The following is a 21,591-nucleotide window of genomic DNA, read 5'->3' on the forward strand; positions in this document are numbered from 1 at the left end:
ATAGTCGTATAAATACTGCACGTATTCAATACATCAATGTGATGTAAGGCCACAGGTTCTTTCATTATTATCTAAAAATTGTAACTCGATTTGTTTATGAAATGCTTTATATAATTTGCTTTGATTTTCTCCCAGTAATGTCTGAAAAAATCCTTTTTTAGGCTTAATTTTGTTCTCTAACATGGATAATAATAATTTAATATCCTCTCTTTCCAGTGACGATTCGTGGGTTATATAAGCACTTAAATTAGTGAGCCATTTTTGATAGCTCTTTTTACTGTCCAAGTGAGTCGTTATGCGGAAAAAATGGGTTAATACTGTCTGGGTTTTATCAAGAGTTTCTTTTTTAAATGCCGGCTCAAAATGTATTTGGAAAAGTCTTGATTCAACTTTAGATTGTATTACTTCAAGGGAAAGACGCTTAAATGCCTCTTCTAAATCGGCTTCGGATTTGATCGTTGCTTCAAATTGTGGTGATAAAACTTGGCATTTCTCAGGATACATTATAAAACATCGTATGAGTTCATCTAAATGATAAGGGATTCGAGTGACATTGATTGTCGAACAATCACCGACTGTACGACTTTTTAAATCATGCATCACCACATCAAGCGGGATTTCCATGTTATCAAAATAAGTGATTCCATCATTCAAGGCTTGTTCAAAAAGAATCGCCTTTAAAGTCTTTGCTGTTTTATGACGGCCTATTTTAACAAAATACGCTAATGCGTCATTAACCGTTTTTAGCGATTTCTCTTGAAAGTGCTGTTCTTCTAGTTCATGAATTAATTTTACTAATGTCTTCCTGCGCTGCAAACTTTGAGATATAGCCTGATTTGTAATAGTTCGAGCTATATCGAATGAAGAGGGATAGGGAATACCATTTAATCCCTCCAAAATCCTTTCAAATAACTTTCGATCAATATCGATATCTCGGCGATCTTTTGTTTGGGACATCAAATTAGATGCTAATTCTCCCCAGATTCCATCTGTCATTGAAACGATAATATCACCTTCAGCAAGTTCGAGTGTTTGTCTGACAAGTACATTATCTCTATTGGCAGCCGATGCGAGGGTTTGTACTGATGATGGGGTCCATGTACTAAATCCTCGATAGACATGACGAGCGCAAAGGGTGTTTTTTATTTTATAGTGTTTATCTAACACAACAATTAATCCATCGCCGATATTTGCAAATTCACCAGAATATCGTTCTCCTTGTTTGTGTTTATAGATAAAAGCTGCTATGGATGCATGGGCATCATACTTACTACTTCCATTAATATTTTTTTTTGAAGCAGTTACTTGGCTAATTAAGTCGAGTGTTGCATCTATATTTTCGTCACAATCCAAAAACTCTTCACAACTCGCTTGAGATACTTTATGTATCATTTCATCTTCTTGTTGATCGCCAGCTCCTCCGCCCAAGCCATCAGTGACTGCAACTCGTGCACCATTAATCGTGCCAACTTTATCTGTAGTGACTAATGCTCCAGAACTATCAAGTATCATATCCTGTTCCATATCTTGATCTTGATGAGCGAGGCTTGAACCAATAACAATAGCGCAGTTATGACTTTGATTCACTGAATAAAATCGTGCTGATAAAAAATTTTCTAAGTCATTGGTTAGGTCTTTTGCAATGGCTTGTGAAAAAATAACTTTTTTGCTTGTGACGATTCTATCTCTCATTGTATTACTTCTATAAAAATCAAAACGGGTGGTTTTCTTATGCCATGAAGGTCGGATAACCAGCTGCTATTTTAACAGAATTTTTGCCCATATTTGGTTTTTAAATTACTGTTCCACGAAAAAGGTTCATTTTATTTGGATTTCAAAGAAATTTTTTCAATTTTTTGAAGATCTTATACCTCAAATGATTTGGTATAAAATCATAATTAATTGCCATTATTAAATCCAATTTGATCTATTATTAATATATATTTGCTTTTTTTTTTTGAGTATTTTATGGCAAATCTACCTGGGCTATTTTTTCTAAAAGCCTATCCACCTGAAGAAATATGGAGATTATTTGTTGATGGACGCTTTTGGTCAAAAGAAAATGGTTGGCATGGTTATGAGTCGAGAGAACGAGGTTCTATCAACGCTGCTTTAGAAAGTTTATGTTCAATTGCCTTACAAGTTGATAAGAAAGGAGAGGATTTTGAATTAAGTGGTGATTTAATAAAGGACATACATAAAAAATGTGGAAGGAAGGTAGAGGAGTTACAGGATAAAAATCCAGGTGAAAGCAGGGGAGATGATGAGCCTGTGTCATTTGGTATTCCCGCAAGCCGCGCATCAATCAAAGGTATTGAGGAGTTTCTAGGCTTATTTTTTCTTTTAGAAGGCGCAGCAGAGTTCGGACCTGGGAAAATTGGACCGCTTGGTTACCCAAAGTTCGATAAAAACTATTTTAAAGATTTGACCCCTGAACAAATACCTGAACTTGCTAAAAAAATATATCAAGACATGAGTGCAGATGGGCATAGCAATACGACTCATTTTTATCTTGCAGCACAAAAAAATGTTGATATGTTCCTGGAAGCAATCACACGATCTTATAACAAAGAAATTAAAGCTGCTCATACAATTGATGAAAAACTTCGAGTGATTGCCAAGCACATTCGATATTATGAAGTATTACACTCTTTTAGGGATGCTAATGGCAGAACTTTTGTGAATAATTTATTGAATATTCTTTTAATGCAACAAGGGTTACCGCCTGCAACATTTTATGAGCCTAATGTTTTTGATTTATATAGTGCCGATGAACTAGTCGTTGTTATTAAGGAAGCAATTTTTAATACCGTAGAGATTATTGAAAAAAGCAAAAAAAAGGATATTTCTTTATATGGGTACCATTCAAGCCTGGAAGATAGAGAAGGGTTTATGAAAATGCTAGATAGCCCCGCTTATACAAAGATCCGTGAGGAGGATCTTTTATATTTAGATCATGAAACCCTTCAAAGGAATGCCAAAGATTGTCTCGCCTCATTAATTGCTCTATATCCGCTTCATCGAAGGGCAGTTTATCTTAGTGATTCTAGTGATATAAAAGAATTTGTATCCATGAATGAGTCTCAGATTAATAAACGTATAGAGCAAGGTGCTCCTCCACTTTATGTGGGCAAAACCCCTATGCATTTAGCTGTTATGATGTGCAATATGGCAATGGTTGATGAACTTATTGCGCAAAAGGCAGATTTATCAATTCTAGATTACGATGGCAAAACAGTTCTTCATTATGCTGCGGAAACCGGAAATATGCAAATAATGGAGAAAATATTAAAAGCTTTATCACAACAGGATGATGGGCTTAAGCTATTAAATGTTAAAGACAATCAGGGAAAAACAGCGTTTCATTATGCTGCTGAGCATGGAAGCCCTGAGCTCATAACTGCCTTAATATCAACCGGTCTTGTTCGGATCAATGAACCCGATAACAGAGGCGTGTCTCCTGTAACTTTAGCGTATAAAAATCATAAATTAGAAACATTCGGGACATTGTTAGATGCTGGTGCTGATATTAGTAAAGAGCTTTTAGAAATAGTATCGGCTCGAAAAGATATTGAAACATTTAAAAAAATTATTAATAAGAATGAAAAGCTTCTTTTTAATCCAGAAGTTTTGAGACTTGCTATTGGTTTTGGGAGCAGAAGCCTCGTCGGAAAGTTTTTGCAGGCAGGAATGGATATTAATACTCCATTAACTAAAAATAAGGCAACTCCATTAATGTTAGCTATTGGTAGTGGAAATATAAATTTAGTAAGGTATTTATTAAAAAAAGGTGCTGATATAAGTTTAACCGATGGGTTTGGACACACTGCTATGCATTATGTTTTTTTTACAGGCCCAGAGCCTAGGGAGGCTTTGATAAAGATAATTGCTGAAAAAAACAAAGAATTGCTTGATAAACCAAATCAACATGGGCGTCCTCCTCTATGTTCCACGATTACATTACAAGATTACAAAAGCATGCAAATTTTATTAAACATGGGGGCAAAGGTTGATTTTCGAGAGAATGACGGAAATAACATTTTACATGTTGCTATAGGTAAGTGCCCTCTTTCTGTGATGCATGAGCTTATGTCTAGAGAGCGCACTTTGCTTCACAAAACAAATTCTTTGGGAAGAAATCCATTCCATCATGCGCTTGCTACCTCAATTGTTTCTAAGCATCTCGGAAAAGAAGATGAAATTAACTTTATGAATTTAAGTGATTTTTTGATAAAAGAAAAAGTAGATTTAAATACAAAGGACGTGAATAAAAAAACAATATTAGATATCGCTTTATCGAAAAATTACTGTCATTTATGCGTAAAATTGATGAAAGAGGGAGCTCATACCAATGTTTCTTCAGCTGCTAAATTTCTTCAGAAATCTAGCTCTGACACTATTTTAAAGCACCCTAAAACCTTTAAAAAAGGATTGATGAAAAGATTGAGTGATGATCCTTTAATTGCAATGGCGCAATTGAATGATTTATATATAAAAATTAAAGCGAATGATATTCGTACACCTAAGGATTTTTCAGCACAGTCAGGTTTAACTTTCTTTAAAGGGAAATCAGATGAAATGAAGGCTCATGAACAGGTATTATCCGTATTAAAAGAGGCTTATGATAGTAAGCTTAAAGAGTTACTTGGCAAGCAGGGTGAAAAAGAAGGTTTGGATAAAAAGAAGCCATTTCTTGATGAGAATCTTAGGTTATTAATTAAGCATCAAGAAATTTCAAGGAAAATTGATAAACCTTCCGAGCAGTTGGTTGAGGGGGAATTCTATAAAATAAAATGGTAACTTCCTCAAAGATCATGTTCTAAATTCCCAGTATTGACTGTCCTTTTTTATTTTCTAACGAAATGTTCAATGAGCTCCAATTTGTTATCACCCTACGAGCTCCTCACATTGGCAAATAGTCAAAAAAACTATCTTCTGTTCAAAATTGGTACTATTGTTCTGTAAATGAGCTATAAATTATCTTCGTGCTTAATATTTGGTTAATATGTTTTGTGTAAAATATAGTCCAAATTTTTGTAAGACGTTAAAATTAGGAAATTAAACGATGTGGAGTAGAACAGTTAGGTATGCAAGAAGTGGTACCCTTCGGTCAACCAATAGAACCATCTCTGTAGGCGGCAATACACATATTGTTCGTTTTTATTCTCAATACAATTGGAAAGAGTTCAATGCAGGATCTTGTGATATTGAGTCAGTTCTTGAATCAGGGAAAGAGTCATTTCCAGAGGTGTTTAAAGATTCTTCTGTTGAATTTACTGCATTAAAAAATTCAGTGCTCAAAAAAGAGGAATTATGGTGGAAGCAAAAGGCTTTTGGACGTTATAAAGGTCACAATGGTCAATCTGTTGGTGATTTAATTCTGTTTGAAACGTCTCGCCGTTCTTTACAAATAACCGGAGCTTTAATTCCTTTATTATTAAAAACTCCTGCTCAAAATAATGATTTTGGAGCTTTTGTCCGTAATTTTCACATGCAACATATTTTACCAGTGATTCCGCAAGTAAGTATGTTGTCTCAACGACAGAAATATTTGAGTTGGGTATATGATGCGCTTCAGGATCCAAGCAAACAGGAGCATCTTCATGTTCATACGCATTTTAATAAATTTAAAGCAGAACTTTTAAAACGGAAAGAAAAAGGAGTAATTGATGGATCCGACTCTATACTAAGTGAATTAGCTATGACTCACTTAGCAGATGAATTACTAAAAGGTGACGTAGATAAGCGAATATATACTCTTTCAGAACGTGTCATCGAAACTCTTCTTAAACAAGCTAAATATGAATCGTTACCTTTAGTTTCAGCAATGGAGGCGAATACATTTATTGGTGTCCAAGAAGAAGCACCTAAAAGTTATCCTGATCGTTTCACTGTTTTGATGGCAGGGGGACCTGGTAGTGGTAAATCCATTACAACAGAGAGTTTTGCTTTGCAATTACAACGGCAAACCGGATATTCATTAGATGAGCTGGCTCTTCTGACTGTTGATAGAAAACGAACAATCTATTATGAAGATGAATGTGTGAAGGGAACTCATAAAAAACATATTGGTACATTGACGCATGACGAAGCAGTAGTGACTTACAATATGAGTGGTGAGTTCTTAATACGCCGTATGGATCAACATAAACGAGTGCCTAATGTATTCAAAGAGATGTGCAACATATGGCCTAAGTGGCTTGATATTGGATTAAAAAAGGATGGCACTTATTTAATAACTGTTTCGACAAGAAAACCTGAAAATGCAGTTGATGGCGTGATTCAAAGGGGTATTTCAAATAATGATTTTATTACTCCACCTGAATATGTATTGCATTCTTACCGCAGTGTTAGTGAACGTTTTCCATTAGTCATTCAAGAAAACCAATCTAAAAAGGTGATTATTAGCGTGGTAAATAATGAATTGGCGATTGTGAAAAAATTCAGTAAAGAAAAAGATTCAGAGAAGACAGAAGATAATAAGCCTGCTGTAGTAGTAGATTGTGAGACTAATACAATCTATGTGATCAATCTCTTGCAATATGTAGATTTCATTAATCAAAGCCAACTCAATAGCAAAGCAACGTCTGCAGATGAACTTTTTAAAGGTGCAGATATTTCGATTGCGGCAGGTTTGGCAAGAGTAATTGACCCAAGTAAATTCGGAGCGGCTAAAATTGCATTTGTTCGACAAGGAGTTACTTCAACTTCAATTAATAATCTTGAGAAAAATATTGTCGCTACTGTTCAGGATGGTGCACTTGAGGTGCAAGCTGAAGCAGATTTTGAGGATTTAAAATCTGGTGCTCCTGAGCATTTTGAAGTATTAGAGCGTTTAACATCTCAAAATTCACTGCAAGCATCTAAATAATATAAAAAGGATTCCAGGGAGGAATCCTGTCTCAGCTTTGCAACGAATATTATTTAAATCTTGGAGCAGGCCCTTGGGCATCCGCTGATGAGGTATTTTCAAGCTCTTTCACAATCGTTTTAACGGATTTATTTAATTCTGATCCAGTCTCATTTTTTCTGGCTATTGACCAATTTATATCTCTGAAAAAACGGTTAGTAGCAGGAGCGTGCTTAATCGTTTTAGGGAGAGAAGAAGTAGCAAATCGTCTAAATAACATCATCTATAAAATCCTTTTTCAATAAAACAGCGTATTAGTTATGATAAATTTTTATAAAAAATATGCAAGTTTTATTTTTTATTGATAAATAAACGTGTATGTTATTGTTTTTTCTCTGGATTTAATTGCTCTTTCTCGGGTAATGGATTCTTGTCCAACTGCCGGGCAATTGTTCGGGTATTTTTATTCAGTGAATTTATTTGTTTTTTATCGGTAGTTACAGTCCAGTCCATCGATTTTCCAAAATTTTTTGGTACCTTTTTAGTCATTGATTTTCTCCAAAATGAATAGAATCATTTTTGTATAAAAAATGGTTTATTTGTATATATTAGCAAAATATTTCCTACAGAGCAGCTGAAAAACAAAAGAGTTACTGTGCATCCAGTTCATCCAATATAGACGAACTTAATGTATGGGCATTGCACGTCATGGTTTAAATGTTCTGTTTGATAAGACATCTAAACTGTGCCAGTCTTTTGTTCTGGTAGCTGAGGCGGATGCAAAATCAGCACCTATGCCAAACTCATCTCGAGATAAAACTTTTTGTTGAGTGGTATCAAAAGTAGGTAATACCCAAATGGATCATTGAATGTCCGATTGTTGCCCCAAGTAGTTTTGCTAATTTTAGGTTTGAGGCATTGATGCCTGAATTTTGAAGCAGGGAGGTATGAAAATGGTTATTCATAGGATATAGTTTTTTTTCTAAGTACCTTTATCTCGCTTTGTCTGGATTTTTCTTCCAAAATTTTCTGCTTAGCACGTCTTGATCGTCTTTTCTTTTGTCGTTTTAATTTTTCAATTTTTTGCTGTTCTTTTGTTTTCTCCTCACTCACGATTGCATGTAATTTTTCACAAAGCCGTATTCTTGCAAAATACCGATTGTCTTCACGACTTCTGGATTCCTGACATTTTATTTCCAAACCAGAAGGTATATGTTTCAAATAAACTGTCGAGGCGGTTTTATGTAGTTTCTGACCTCCTTTACCACTACCTACGATAAATTTTTCGATAAGATCATCATCCCTAATATGAAGTTGAACCATGAAATCGGTTAATTTATCCCACTTTTCTTTATTAATCATATTGGTTGGTTTTTATGTTATATGGATTATTCTCGGCTTTTTATTATATGATACAGAATCGCCGATTTAACGGTCTAGCCGTGCAAGATATTCAAATTGCGACATCAGTTTTTAATGCAATAAATTAAATGATCTTGATTTATATGGCAAGAAAAGCGCTTTTTCTTATTCACCTCATTACATGTGTTATAAAACTTTCTCAAATGCTTAATAAATGATAAAAATGATTTGCATGGGAATTCTTGTTTGGGTTAGGGATGCTAATTTATAACGGTAAAATATTAACTAAGTTTAAAAATAAGAAAAGCGGTAAAAATCAAGGGGAAGTAGATGGTTTTTATCGTGATTCAGACGGAGTGGAATATTTTATAAAAAAACCTAAAGATCCCAAAGAATTGTTCACAGAATTGTTTGCAGGTTTATTACTGCAAGAATTTATACATCGTCAGTTGATTGATAAGATATATCATGCATCATTTATTTGTGCTCAACTGATTCAATTTGAGGACGGCAGTTATGGGCTGATTCAGCCTAAAATTGAATTTAAAGAGTTATATAAAATCATTGGCACAGGCTATCGAGATGGTTCCGATAGAGATCCTTTAGTGGAAATGTTTTACGGCCCCCAATCCTACTTACTACTGACCCAATTAAAATCATACTTTGGTCTTGCAATCGCATTGATGTTTTCTTTGCTCTTCGGTGATCATAGTGTGCATAGTGGGAATGTGGTTTGCTTGGATGTCTTATCCGCAGTTGAGATGATGTTTATTCAATTTGCGCGTATTGATTGGGGAGCCGCATTTCGTTATTACGGACATAAAAAGAATAATGAAAATCTTTTGAATCCATTTGAATATCAAGGATGGTTTAATCCTAAAGGATACACGAAGGGCTACTTTCTTAATTACAAAAAAATAAAAGGATTGTTTCCTGCAATTGCTGAACAGGCGAGCCTATTGCAAAAAAAGGTCAATGAATCATTGTTTGTTGACATGATTAACTCTGTTTTAAGACAACTCCCTGTCGATTTAGTCGATAATAAGACGAGGCTAGAGTTAGCTAAATATTTATGTATCGAATCTTTTGGAAAAATTAATTTTGGTATAGAAGATCAGCAATTTGCACAGGATTTGGCGCATATTTTATTCAATCGATTAGACAAGATAACTGCTCTTCAGGATTTTCCAGATAGTGCAGTTGAATCAGATTTACCGCAAATGATGTATGCAGAAAGTATACCAACAGCCATTGGATTACCAGTAAATAGCGTCATTCCCTTTAATCAGCAAATGAGCATTTGGCTGGATATACTTTCTTTATCCGATGAACGAAGTATATTTGATTTTAATAGCATTGATCGCACTAAATTAATCAAACAATATAATTTTTTTATGGACGCTTTATTGCGTCAAATGGAGCAAATAGAGCAGATTCTAAACCATGACATGGTAGGGGATGGGGTGCTGCCTTTATCAATAAGTCATTCTTTTCGAAATCAGTTTGCGTTAGACATGGATTTAAAACCGTTTTCTACTGATACAGAACCAAGTATTTCTTGCAAAAAGCCGCACCGGAAACTTGTTGAAACCCTGTTAACTACGAGTTTTAATGCCATTATTACAATCAGAGTGATACAAAGTACCCAAGCCACAACAATGCTCGCCAGTGCATCTGCCATTCATTTTCTGTTTGATGCTTTAAAAATGTACCTACATGATTTTAATGCAGTTCACATTATGTTTTTGCAAGAGGCGCAAGATATGCTCTTCTTAATGTCAGGGACACAACTTGCACGAGTTTGCCTTAATGAAATGAAATTTATAAATTCTAGTTTACTCATTGGAATAGTTCTGAAAAATCCTGAGCTTTGGGCGCGCATGAATCAGGCTTTAACTGAAGAATATGAGGTATTCTATCAAGAGAAAATAGATGATCACATTGTTAAATTACGAAAATGTCATGAAGATTATACCTTATTTTTAACTTTGGTCAGTGAATCGTTATCGATATCTCAATTCGCTACAAAGAGGCTTATAGTGGATAAATTAAATAGTCTTTTTGAGAATCTGCCAGAACTTTTGCAAAAGGATCTTGCAGCGCTCTTAAATCAAATTCAGGATGACTTTAGAAGTTTGCAACGCCGGCACAGTCTTGAGTTGGAAGAACTGGAGCAATTGAATGAACAACTTTTAATTTTAGAAAAAAATAATGATTCTTTAGTTGAGAAGAATAATTGTGTAGCACAAACTGATAAAATAGAGACAGTTATTAAGGACAGCATGCTCTATGAAAAAATCTCAGCTGATAAAATCCTTTGGCAAGCAATAGTGGAATCCCAATGTGAAGAATTGCCTCTTGATGACCTGCTTGTCTTAAAAAATTTTTATGATAAGAAAAGGGGGGAGGGCACTGGTGTTTCTGGTGAGGCATTAAGCAATTTTTATACTCGTGCGTTAAAGGTTCGCTTATCCAATAGTTCTTTAACAGAGCAAGCACATATCATTCTATATGATGCTCTAAAAACATTTGACACATCGCAAAAATCAACTATTTTAGATGAGGCAATCCACGTGGTGAATGTCCTATTTAATAAAGTAAGTGATATGAAACCTCAAATGATAAGCAGGTCACTTTTTTTTAGTCGGCATGATTCAGAAACTTTATTTGTAAATAACAGTCATAGCGATGATCATTCAATCTCATCAAGCGGATTATCACTATCCAGCACGCTTGAACAATGATGGGAAGAATATCAATGAGCGTTGTAAAGGATAAGAAAGGAAAAGGATATGTTTAAAAAAATTGATGGAATAAAACAAAAAAATAGAGAAATATTAATCAAGGCAATAACTGAGTTAGACGAAGTAACTTATGAGACGGTTTCGACTTATTTAATTCAGAAACTTGCAGAAGGCTCATTAAAACTAGATCCTAGTGCCTATAAGCCTGCCGATCCAACTATGCCAAATGGTGTTGGCCGATATCTTCTTTATGACCACCTTGATACATCTAAGCCTTTCTCCATATGGGTATTTGCATTTGCGACAAAGCAAAAAACAACAATTCATGACCACAAATATAAAGGTACGGTTACTGTTCTAGAGGGGCCTATATCCGAGAAATACTACCATCCTACTGGTGAACACACTGCGCGACTCGTGAATCGTGTTGATCGTTATCAATTTCACAGCAATCGCGATGACTTAAGTGGGGTTTTTGTTCATCAGCTCAAACGAAGAAAAGCTCTAGGAGAAGGAGTGAGTGTCACTTTGCACATATACAATATGGAAGCCTATTTGGTGGGTCTTGAAGGCGAAAAAATGGATCGGAGAAATTTAAATATAATCTATTCCAAGGATAAAACAGTAAATAAGGAGAATATTCCTGCCTATTCAGAAGCTCATCCTGAATTAACCTATAGAATGTAGGCTTTCATTTTGCCTATTTTTACTTAATTTATGGAAATAAAATTAAATAAAAAAATTTACATATTGAATAAAAAAAAGCTAGAATTTAATTATGCTATCGTAATAATTTGAAATTAAATGCCTATTACTCGACAGTTAATTGCAGCACAAGCTCCAAAAACGCAAGGAGATTGGTTTTCTGTTTCAGGAACGGTTGCAGATGCAGATGATGGTCAGGGTATGCCTACCTGGCAATTTAGAATAAGTATTCTACCTACTCGAGAGAATGCATTGAAAGCTCTAAATGCTCTTGCTACTTTGGAACAATTTCAATCAACTCAGCATCCAGAGTTTAAAGTATTTTTACCCGACGACAATAATGATTTGAGTAGTTGGGATCCTACATTTAGGGGGGGAGATAGAGATCAAAGAGGGAAAGAGATCTGTGTGTATATGGAGCAAGTGCTGGGAAGGAATAAACCAGAGTACTATGAAGGGAATTATCCAAGCCCTGATTACTTAAAATCGTTAATGTTAAGCATGTGGAAGGGTTTACAGGACGCTGGTGTAGAACTGGCATATAGTATTCCTTCCGAAGGAGAGAAAGAAGTACTTTGTGATTCAGGTCTAATTACTCCATTTTGTTACAGCTCTTTTAAACCTTACCAACAGCGACATGGAATTTTGCATCAGGTGGAGAATTATAACCCAAAAGAATATCAGGATCCGTTGGAAGGGGTTTCTATTAGTTTAGAGGATTTGCAAGAATACAATATTCATCCTATTGGAGCAGTCAAATCAGCACAGCGCTTAATTTATCATCTTAATCATTACCAGTTAAAAAAATTAGAGGCAGAACAAGAGCTTCAAGCTTTGTTACAGTCAGCAGAGAAAGAGGAGGACATTTCAGATACTCAATTCACAGATTATGGAGAAGTTATTACGGCATTAGATAACGTACTTGAGATGCCAATAGAAGGTGAAGAGGAAGCATTAACCGAGAGGCTACGAGAATACATTAATTTGGTTAAGGCAAAAGAAGTATCCATCGCGCTTCCATCACAAAGTACATTACCCGGAAAATTATTTTCAAAAGATCTTAGACTGCTGCAAGCTCTAGCTGACTTAGAAGACAAATCTGAAAAAAACATAAGGGCTAGACTTTTTTCTGCTTTTCCTCAGGAAGTGCAGCATGCTATTGTTTCTGCAGAAGGAGGAAGGGAAACATTTTATGCTCTTTGTATTAAACATTTGTTTCAAAATATAAGTCAATCTCTTGAAAATGAAAAAAAATTAAGTGTCGATGAGATGATGAAACTTAACATCGATATAGATCGGAAAAGTTGCGAAAAAGCATTTACTTACTATCCGCAAAAATTTCAACAAATATATCAAAAATTGGTACATTGTGAGCATGAAAAACAGATGATTTTGAAAGAGCATGAACGATTTGATTTATTGCCAAAACCGCCAAATAATTCACCCTATTATAGTGAGATAACGAGTAAAATAGAAGGCACTTTGGCACAAGCAAGAGCAATTTTAAATGATTATACAAGAGACAACTCATGGTTAAGCAGAGTCGCCCATGGTAATTGGAATAGACACCACCTTGAAGAAGTTAATGAAATTGTTAAAGCAATTGATAACAGAACAATTTCTTCTATGGAAGAATTGTCAACACATTTAGCAGCAATTCCTTTAGCAAATCCTAAGGGGTCTTTAGCAAGACGAATGGAATTTATTTTGTTGCCTTATGCACAAAGTTTGCAATATCCAGAGAGTAAAAAAGATGATGAAGTGTTTCACCCAGTTTAGAAATAACAACACCATAATTAATACTTTTTGATCTGATTATGGTATAGAAGTATTGCGCATGCCATTTTGATCGTATAGATTACAGGTTAAGCGAAATAAAAACTAAGGGACTAATGTTATGTCAAAATGCTTCATTCCAACCATAAAGAAAATAGTTTATCCAATCACAAAACCATTCTGTACCTGGTGTAAAGACTCAATAATCCGTTAACAATAAAGAAAATTTAAATAGCCTTTCCCTTTATAAAAATCATTCAAATGATAAGGGAAGTTTATACTGCCAATGTAATTTGCATAAGAAAACGTCAAGGAATATAAAAACAAAAAAAGGAGCCAATATGTTTGATGTAGATAATAGTGGTAAAGGCAATTGTATGTATTATGCTTATAGCATTTCCTTAATGTATTATTTACGAGCTAAAAATGCTCCTGATATTACAGAAAATATTTTTAACAAGTTAAAGCTTAAAGAGGATGAAAAAATTCTTTTGCGGACATTATTGTCTAAGAACCCAAATTATCAATTCACCTCTCGTGAAATCAAAACCATTATTGAACCTATTCTTGGAAAGGCTACTCGAGATTTGGCAGCTGAATATACAGTACGCGAGTTTAAATTGTCTCCTCATGATTCTCCCTTATTTACTTCAGCGAAATACGGCTTGGAATTTTGTTTCCGACAAGCACTGTTGGAGAATGGTTCGGAACTGCATGAGCTGATTGATCATGGATTTACTAACCCTGATTATACTGCAGCTGAAATATATAAGATGAGCGGCACCGATCGTGCGATGACAGAGCATGCAATTGCAAGAGTCCCGCATATAATTGAAGAGTTTAATCGCCTGTGGGCCATTAAGGTAGAGGAACTCAAAAAAGAAGAGAAGCAGTTTTCTGAAAAAGAAATTAAGGTCTATAAAGAAAAACTTTTTGATAATATCTTGAGAGATGAAACAGTTCACTTCTTTTTAGCAGAGAATGAAAAATATTTGAACCTGTACAAAGAACACTTACAAAAAGAATATGTATGGGGCTCAGAAGAAACTCTTTTAGTTTTACACCGTGCAATACAAGGCGAGCGTATGGTGCGAAACGAAAAGGGAACTATTGACGCGTTTTACGATACTGAGATTGTGTTACATATTCATAGAAATGGCAGCAGTCCTTTTTTTCAAGCCAGAAGCCCAGATATGATTTTGAATAATCAAAGTGATATTCATTGGACTTCTACAGTTCCTGATTCAATATTCACAACAAAATTAACAGACAAAGAGCAAAAGCTTTTCGAAATACTTGATGAATTACGCATGATGCATTCTAAGATTTCAATCGAAAAGAATACGATTGAACATGATTTGCTATCTACTTTGATAAAACAAATGGATTTAATTTATGCTAATCCAAGTTATGCAATGAAAGAAAAAGCGATGGAATCTGTCTTTCAGCTTGTTGGTAAGTTAATCATTAAATTAGGGGCTGATCCCTCTTGGAGACTGCTACTTGGTAATTTGCTTTCTGTGTTTATTGAGTGTACCCCCAAATTTTTAGCAGACAAACCAATGAGTATAGAAAGCAAAGAGTCACCCCCTAAGGAGTCATCTGATAAAGAACTAATCTCGAAACACGCTCAAATAAGTTCTTTAAGTAAATTTTCTCATCATACTTTATTTAAAAAATCGGAAGAATCTTTGCCCAAAACATATCCTCAAGAAGTTGCTCGTTATATTTCCGAAGCGAAACAGAGTGGTCCCAAAGTAGCTAAAGCGATGAGACAAATATATCAAGAAGGGCTTGAAGGTAATAAAAAGTACACTCCTGAGAAATGTAGAGAAATTGCGTTACAGTATCTTAGTTATGTAAAACATAAACAGCGTCATTTTATGCTGACAGAGGTACATCACTTTATAAAAGAAATGGACGAAATTATAAAACAAAAAGAAGAGAACATTAACAGCGATATGGAACATTTGGATGTCATGGACAAAAATGCCGTTAGAGATGCTGCAATGTCATTGATGTGAGATGTTGATAGAGTAAAAGGTTGGTAATTTACCCATGGCCGTCAAGCGAAGCAGAAAGCGGGTGTTGTCATTTCTGCGAAGGCAGGAATCCATCCATGATGAAGTATATTGCCAATATAGAAATGGATCCCCGCCTGCGCGGGGATGACAGAGTTACTTGCAATTGAGTAGAATGAAACACCAATACTCTTGGTTTGACGGATGGGTAATTCATCCAATCTTTTGCTCATTGATTAGTGGTTTAAATAATCAATTTCATCATCTTCTGAATCTTCTGGGCCTGCTAAAAACTTATCTTCATAATCAATCACAAAACCGGCAAAAATTCGAACGATGCGATCGTCGATTTTTTCAGGGTAGTGTACAGAAACATTCCAGCTTTTGTCACCAAAGTTTCGATTGAATTCGGCAATTGGGTGGGGGTTATTAGTTGAAGATAAAATGACAAATCGGTCAAAGCTTGGATTTGCATAAGCAAAGCCAATTTCAGTCGCTTTTCCTGCTTCATCATAGTCATAAATAGTAAATTTTGCAGATTCAAGAGTTGCTAAATTGCCATCAATAAAGCCAATTTGCACGCCACGTGTATCATAAATATCAATCTCTTTGGCCCAAGGATATAAAGAACCTAAGGAAATGATTCGTGTAATACCAGTTGCTTGCCATCCATCTTTATTGGATAAATCATAATTTGTTCGGATACGAAATGCGCTTTTTTTTACTGATCCAGGATAGGTCTCTTTTTGGAGGGATTTAATCTGATAAATTTCAGAAAATTTATATACATCTTTTGTAACTACAAAATCATAAGGATGGTCTTCGTGAACACCATAACTGTTAGCTAGAGTTGCATAGGATATTGTAAATAGGATAGACAAAAATGATATCAATAATTTACGCATTTAGAACCCCTTAAATAATATTTGGAAATACCAATTTGAAAACTATGAAAAATAAATAAAAATATAAAAAATTCAATATCTTTCACAGACCTCCTGAGAGGTGGAGTGTATAGTAAATCAAATTGATCGTGGAATAAATTGTTTCTAGGAGTTCAATGATTTTTTAAGCAAGGCTTAGTTGTTTTTGATTTAAAAAAAAGCTAATTGTTAAATTATAATCTATAGTTATAACACCATCATTTAAAAAGGGAATTTGCTATGAACTTAATTCTATTAATTGTTTTAATTGTTCTTTTGCTCGCTGTCCTTCCCACTTGGCCTTATAGTAGCGGTTGGGGATATTATCCTAGTGGTGGTATAGGTTTAATCCTTGTTATTTTGATTATTGTATTGCTGTTACGTGGCGGCGCTCCTTAAATAATAGGAGTTTTTTCGTTTATTAGCTGCAAAGTTCTCTCAAGCCTTTGCCATTATATTGGCTTGAGAGAAAAAATACATGTTACTTCGGGTTTCCTAAACTAACAGTATGCTGATCCTCATAATCAGTTTCTTCGTCCTCAACCACTTCATCTTCTTCTGGAATAGGAAATAAAAGAGTAGATGGGATCGTGCTGCTGCCAGACTCAAAAATGCTGAATTGGGTGAGATTTGAATCACTGGATTTACCTCTTACTGTTCTTACTCCATCCCCAGAAAGAGATATAAGATTGATTTCTTCTTGTATTTTTTGACATCCACGATTAATCAATGAAATTTGAGGAATTAATTCAGCAATCCTGAGGTTGAGTTCATTCATTTCTTCTTTTAATGGCTTTAATTGTTTACTTAATTCTTTCTTTGCTTTTCTTTTAATGGAATGATCGAGTAATTGTTTTTCTATAGCCTCCATCTGGATTTTGAGTGTTGATGTTTGCAGCATCAAACTTTTCATGGGAACCGTTACTGCTTCTTTGGAAGCTTCTTTCATATGTTCTAATTGTTCACGTATAGAATCTCTAGTGCTTGCTAAATGCTCCAATTTATCAGTATGACGCTTTTTAAAATCATAGTTCCATTTTTTATCTGTAATGTAATTTTCTAATACAGGAGTTAACTGGCTTATAAATCCACTGAGTCCCAAAAAATCTGTTTCAAGGAAGAGATTTAAAACTTCGGTCAAACGGGGAGCCATAATAATGGCAAGATTATTGTACGTCATGAGATTGGTATCTTGGAACGTACCTGCTTGATGCATTAAATAGCAGTAATGATCAAGAATTTCTCCTGCGCGTTGATGATCTATTCTTTTCGAACGTAATAGAGCACGAATAAACTCATCGAATAATTCACCTGCTTTTATAAGATCTTCTTCTTTTTGAACCTTCAATAAAGACTTTAATTTTTTAGAGAAGATGACCAGCTCGCTATCTGCAGGATCTAATATTGGGCTGCCTTTAAAAACAGCAGGTATCATTCCTAAAATATTATGGAGATGCAAACTATCTATTTTATTTTTTTTAATCACATAATGGCTTAGAATATCCACATCAAATTGTTCACGGATAAGCTGATCAAGTAATCTTTGTGACTCTTCTTTTGCTCCTGCGACTCGAAAAACTCCAGGAGTATTTAATAACTCTGGATTTTGGGCGGTTAATTTCACAATGGAGCGGAGTACATTCACTATTACATGTGTATTGTAGGGACCAGGCATTTAAATTCTCCGGATAAAAATGAATGATTAATATATAACCTCCCCCATTAAACTTGATACTGCGTTGCAAGCTCACTCGGCTATACATTTCTTCGCCTCGTTCACCGGCGTCTTGTCTAAAGCTTAGGGGGTAACATTATAAGATCCTTGTTTCTAATATTTTCAAAAACTGAAAACTCTTAAAAAAAGCTTAAAATTGCCTAGAACTATGTTAGTAAGTTTTCTTATCCAATAATGTATTAGGTAGGAGTAAAATCGGTTATCAAAACAGGCTTAGCAAAAGCTAATGTTTCTGTGCAATTTTCATTAGGACTCTTGCATCCTGTTAGACCTTAACAACCATATTAAATCCTCCATAAATCAAACGCTTGCCATCAAAAGGCATGGGATTACTATCTGGTTTTAAGCGGGGATCTTCCATGACTTTTTTCATTCCCTCATCACGAACTTGTTTCGATGGCCAAAGAATCCATGAAAAAACGACTATTTCATCTTCTTTGCACTTCACTGCCATTGGAAAAGAAGTAATTTTGCCTTCTGGAACATCATCCCCCCAGCATTCAACCAATTGTAAGGCACCATGTTCTTTAAAGACTACAGCAGCTTTTGTTGCATGTTCAATGTATTGTGCTTTATTAGCTTTCGGTACTGCAGCAACAAATCCATCCACATAATTCATAAAAAACTCCTTTTAATTTATGAAAATACAACAGATTATTAATATGGCACATTTAGTTCTATTATTCCAAATTTATGATGCCAACACAGATGTATCCTAATTTTAAAAATAGTACTTATCGTTGTATTCCAATAAGCGCGGCACTTCATTTTCCCTGTGAGTTTGAAACTGAATCTTCTGTACATCACTGAAAACCAGTTCAACTTTATTCTGACGTTCTGCCCCACGACTTGTTCCTGAGCGATCCACGCGAAATTTACTCCTCAACGTATCGCGCATAAAGCGTAGTACGTTGAGAACGTTGAGTATAGTTCATTTAAAACATTCAAATTTCGTGTGGTTCTCTCAGGGCTTGTTCGCGGGATCCGGGGCGTAGGCAGAAATGTGCTCAAGAGACAGGAGGTTGAAAAGAGCTCTAATATTGAAGTGACAAAAAATAAACCTACCAAAATCATAGAACAATCTATAATTAAGATAAGGAAGAGGAATAACAATTAGAGGTTTAAGAAAAGAGGAATAATGTTATGTTTAAAAGAATCGTTTTATTTCTTGTTACAAACCTGGCTATAATCTTAGTCATTTCTTTTATACTAAGTGTATTCAACGTTAGCCCATACTTGACGCAATATGGTTTAAATTATCAAGCCTTATTAATTTTTGCCGCAATTATTGGCTTCACAGGATCATTTATTTCACTTTTTATTTCTAAATGGATGGCAATCCATGCTTTTAATGTTCAACTCATTGAGAAACCAACAACTGAATCAGAGTTGTGGTTAATGAATGAAGTAAGATCTTTAGCCCAAAAAAGAAATATTGGAATGCCTGATGTTGGTATCTACGATAGTCCAGAGCCCAATGCTTTTGCTACAGGATGGAATAAAAACAAGGCCCTTGTTGCCGTTTCAACGGGATTGCTCAATGCAATGAATGAAGAAGAAGTACAAGGTGTTTTAGGACATGAGATTTCTCATGTTGCTAATGGTGATATGGTAACTCTCACTTTAATTCAAGGTGTAGTAAATACCTTTGTAATCTTTTTTGCCCGTATTGCTGCATTTTTTGTGATGCAGTTTTTCCGAAGGGACAATGATGAAGGGGTACAAGGTGGTTTCGTTTATTATGGTGTCGCCCTTATCTTTGAATTACTGTTTGGAATTCTTGCTTCCATAATTGTGATGTGGTTTTCGCGCTATCGCGAATTTCGAGCAGATAGAGGTTCTGCACAATACGTCGGTAAAGACAAAATGATAAAAGCCTTACAACGTTTGCAGCAACTTATGGATAAAACACCAGAGGATAATCGTGCACCGGCATTTAAAGCCATGAAAATATCAAGTCATGATGGCTGGTTTGCTCTTTTTTCAAGCCATCCTCCACTTGAAAAACGAATTGAAGCATTGCAAAAATACAGATAATTTTTTGACCTCGAGTCAAAATTTATAGCCACTTTTTCTTTTTGAAATAACTAAATGGCAATAATGCGGAAATAAACATCATGAGTATTGCAAGAGGATAACCTATATACCAGCGTATCTCAGGCATATAAGTAAAATTCATCCCATAGATGCTTGCTATAAGCGTTGGCGGCAGGAAAATAACTGCTGCAACTGAGAAAATTTTAATTATATTATTTTGCTCTATATTAATCATACCCAGAGTGGCATCCAATAAAAAACTGAATTTAGTAGAAAGGAAGCTTGCATGTTCTCGAAGAGCATTAATATCTTTTTGGATAATGGTGAGATAAGTCATTAATTCTTTGGGAATATCTGTGTTATTTTGCTCAAAATAAGATATTAAACGAGTGAAAGATATTAAACTTTCACTGGCTTTAGTACCAAGGTCACCATTTGCTCCTATGTATTGCAATATATGCTTATAGTTGGTTTCAGCTGTTGTGTGCTTATTATCTTTGGCATGAAAAATAATTTTTGATATTTCATCAAACTTTCCGCCTATTTTTTCTAAGATATCCGCAAGTCTATCTACAGCAGCGTCTAACAAACCGATTAATAGAGCTTTTGCATTGTAATCTTTTGCTTTAGAACGTAATAATTTTTTTGTAAATAATTTAAACGGATGAAGTTCAATATAACGTAAGGTAATTAAGCATTTTTTAGTGAGTATAAACGCGACTACTTCTGTTTTAACTTCAGGTAAATCGGATAGGGCGACCATTGTTGCGGTCATATATAAGATATTATTTTCAACATACAATCGACTGGATGGTTCAATTTCTTCAACCTCTTCTTTAGTAGGAATCTCAATTTTTAATTGAGTTTCTACTATTTTTTCTTCTTCTTTTGTTGGATCGAGTAAATCGATCCATAGTGCATCTTGAAGTAGATGCTTATTCTCATCATTAAGCGCTTGGGATTGTATGCGCGAGTCAGTTTGGTAATAGATAACTACCATGTGAACTTTTCCTTTTAAGTTTATAAGGATATTAGAGTAGTATCCTTATCTTATCTTGTTTCATAAGAAATAAGTAGCGACGTAATTTATAGAATGTGGTTCGTAACCAGGATTTTTTTAATATATTTCCGACGGATCCTGGCTGCAAGCAGTTGTCTCTTGAGCACATCTCTGTCTACTTCCGCTCACACGATTTGTTCTTGAGTGTGAAATTTAACCCCCTACATACTGCGCTTTATGCGTGGTATCCAGAGGATGTTTATTGAGTCACAAAAGGTTCTGATTAGGATGGGCCATTGTGCTGGATACCGCGCATAAAGCGCAATACGTAGAACATTGAGTATAGTTCATTTAAAAATATAAAGTTACATTTAAATTTCACGTAGACCGCTCAGGAACAAGTTGTGGGAGCAGAATGTTGAAATAGACCTGGACTGG

At 34.9% G+C, this 21,591-nt stretch carries 16 protein-coding genes; 8 read left to right on the plus strand and 8 right to left on the minus strand.

The features are described from left to right. Positions 1–33: 33 nt before the first annotated feature. Positions 34–1,692: a hypothetical protein gene (locus A8O27_RS00105; RefSeq protein WP_058459541.1), complete on the minus strand. Its 1,659-nt coding sequence runs from the start codon at positions 1,690–1,692 to the stop codon at positions 34–36. Positions 1,693–1,944: 252 nt separating this feature from the next. On the opposite strand from A8O27_RS00105, the gene ankX reads away from it, so the two are divergent. Both ankX and A8O27_RS00115 read left to right on the plus strand, forming a co-directional pair. Continuing rightward, complete coding sequence (gene ankX, locus A8O27_RS00110; protein ID WP_276330985.1) at positions 1,945–4,800, plus strand: Dot/Icm T4SS effector AnkN/AnkX/LegA8; 2,856 nt, start codon at positions 1,945–1,947, stop codon at positions 4,798–4,800. 265 nt (positions 4,801–5,065) lie between these two features. Further along, on the plus strand, positions 5,066–6,871 hold the full coding sequence (locus A8O27_RS00115; protein WP_058459539.1) for a hypothetical protein: 1,806 nt from the start codon (positions 5,066–5,068) through the stop codon (positions 6,869–6,871). 49 nt (positions 6,872–6,920) lie between these two features. On the opposite strand, the gene A8O27_RS00120 is transcribed toward A8O27_RS00115, so the two are convergent. From A8O27_RS00120 to A8O27_RS00125, 3 genes are all read right to left on the minus strand, one after another. After that, the gene (locus A8O27_RS00120) at positions 6,921–7,133 is read right to left on the minus strand and encodes a hypothetical protein (protein ID WP_058459538.1); all 213 of its coding nucleotides are present in this window, start codon (positions 7,131–7,133) and stop codon (positions 6,921–6,923) included. A gap of 98 nt (positions 7,134–7,231) precedes the next feature. After that, positions 7,232–7,399, minus strand: coding sequence for a hypothetical protein (locus A8O27_RS18965; RefSeq protein ID WP_165483283.1), 168 nt, complete (start codon positions 7,397–7,399; stop codon positions 7,232–7,234). A 408-nt stretch (positions 7,400–7,807) separates the two neighbouring features. Continuing rightward, a complete protein-coding gene (locus tag A8O27_RS00125; protein WP_058459537.1) occupies positions 7,808–8,212 on the minus strand; it encodes a peptide chain release factor family protein in 405 nt (134 codons plus the stop codon). 257 nt (positions 8,213–8,469) lie between these two features. On the opposite strand from A8O27_RS00125, the gene A8O27_RS00130 reads away from it, so the two are divergent. The 4 genes from A8O27_RS00130 (at position 8,470) to A8O27_RS00145 (ending at position 15,461) form a co-directional block, all read left to right on the plus strand. Continuing rightward, positions 8,470–10,956, plus strand: coding sequence for a LepB GTPase-activating domain-containing protein (locus A8O27_RS00130; protein ID WP_058459536.1), 2,487 nt, complete (start codon positions 8,470–8,472; stop codon positions 10,954–10,956). Positions 10,957–11,004: 48 nt separating this feature from the next. Next, entirely contained in the window at positions 11,005–11,643 is a 639-nt protein-coding gene (locus A8O27_RS00135) for a cupin domain-containing protein (RefSeq protein ID WP_058459535.1), read from the plus strand. A 117-nt stretch (positions 11,644–11,760) separates the two neighbouring features. Next, the gene (locus tag A8O27_RS00140; RefSeq protein WP_058459534.1) at positions 11,761–13,440 is read left to right on the plus strand and encodes a DUF5617 domain-containing protein; all 1,680 of its coding nucleotides are present in this window, start codon (positions 11,761–11,763) and stop codon (positions 13,438–13,440) included. A 338-nt stretch (positions 13,441–13,778) separates the two neighbouring features. Beyond that, positions 13,779–15,461 carry a hypothetical protein gene (locus A8O27_RS00145; RefSeq protein ID WP_058459533.1) on the plus strand — a complete coding sequence of 561 codons (1,683 nt, stop codon included), beginning with the start codon at positions 13,779–13,781 and terminating at the stop codon, positions 15,459–15,461. Positions 15,462–15,694: 233 nt separating this feature from the next. Here the strand turns inward: A8O27_RS00145 and A8O27_RS00150 are convergent, their stop codons facing one another. Continuing rightward, a complete protein-coding gene (locus tag A8O27_RS00150; RefSeq protein WP_058459532.1) occupies positions 15,695–16,363 on the minus strand; it encodes a hypothetical protein in 669 nt (222 codons plus the stop codon). A 258-nt stretch (positions 16,364–16,621) separates the two neighbouring features. Here A8O27_RS00150 and A8O27_RS18320 point away from each other — a divergent pair, with 258 nt between their 5' ends. After that, on the plus strand, positions 16,622–16,780 hold the full coding sequence (locus A8O27_RS18320) for a DUF3309 family protein (RefSeq protein WP_082642445.1): 159 nt from the start codon (positions 16,622–16,624) through the stop codon (positions 16,778–16,780). 82 nt (positions 16,781–16,862) lie between these two features. Here A8O27_RS18320 and A8O27_RS00155 read toward each other — a convergent pair whose 3' ends face one another. Beyond that, the gene (locus A8O27_RS00155; protein ID WP_058459531.1) at positions 16,863–18,056 is read right to left on the minus strand and encodes a hypothetical protein; all 1,194 of its coding nucleotides are present in this window, start codon (positions 18,054–18,056) and stop codon (positions 16,863–16,865) included. 325 nt (positions 18,057–18,381) lie between these two features. Continuing rightward, on the minus strand, positions 18,382–18,735 hold the full coding sequence (locus tag A8O27_RS00160) for a DUF1428 domain-containing protein (RefSeq protein WP_058459530.1): 354 nt from the start codon (positions 18,733–18,735) through the stop codon (positions 18,382–18,384). Between the two features lie 524 nt (positions 18,736–19,259). Here A8O27_RS00160 and htpX point away from each other — a divergent pair. After that, positions 19,260–20,153, plus strand: a complete 894-nt coding sequence (gene htpX / locus A8O27_RS00165; RefSeq protein ID WP_058459529.1) for a protease HtpX — start codon at positions 19,260–19,262, stop codon at positions 20,151–20,153. 22 nt (positions 20,154–20,175) lie between these two features. Here htpX and corA read toward each other — a convergent pair whose 3' ends face one another. Next, the gene (gene corA / locus A8O27_RS00170; RefSeq protein ID WP_058459528.1) at positions 20,176–21,153 is read right to left on the minus strand and encodes a magnesium/cobalt transporter CorA; all 978 of its coding nucleotides are present in this window, start codon (positions 21,151–21,153) and stop codon (positions 20,176–20,178) included. Between the last annotated feature and the right edge of the window lie 438 nt (positions 21,154–21,591).

It is taken from the genome of Legionella bozemanae (assembly GCF_001648595.1).
GTDB lineage: Bacteria > Pseudomonadota > Gammaproteobacteria > Legionellales > Legionellaceae > Legionella > Legionella bozemanae.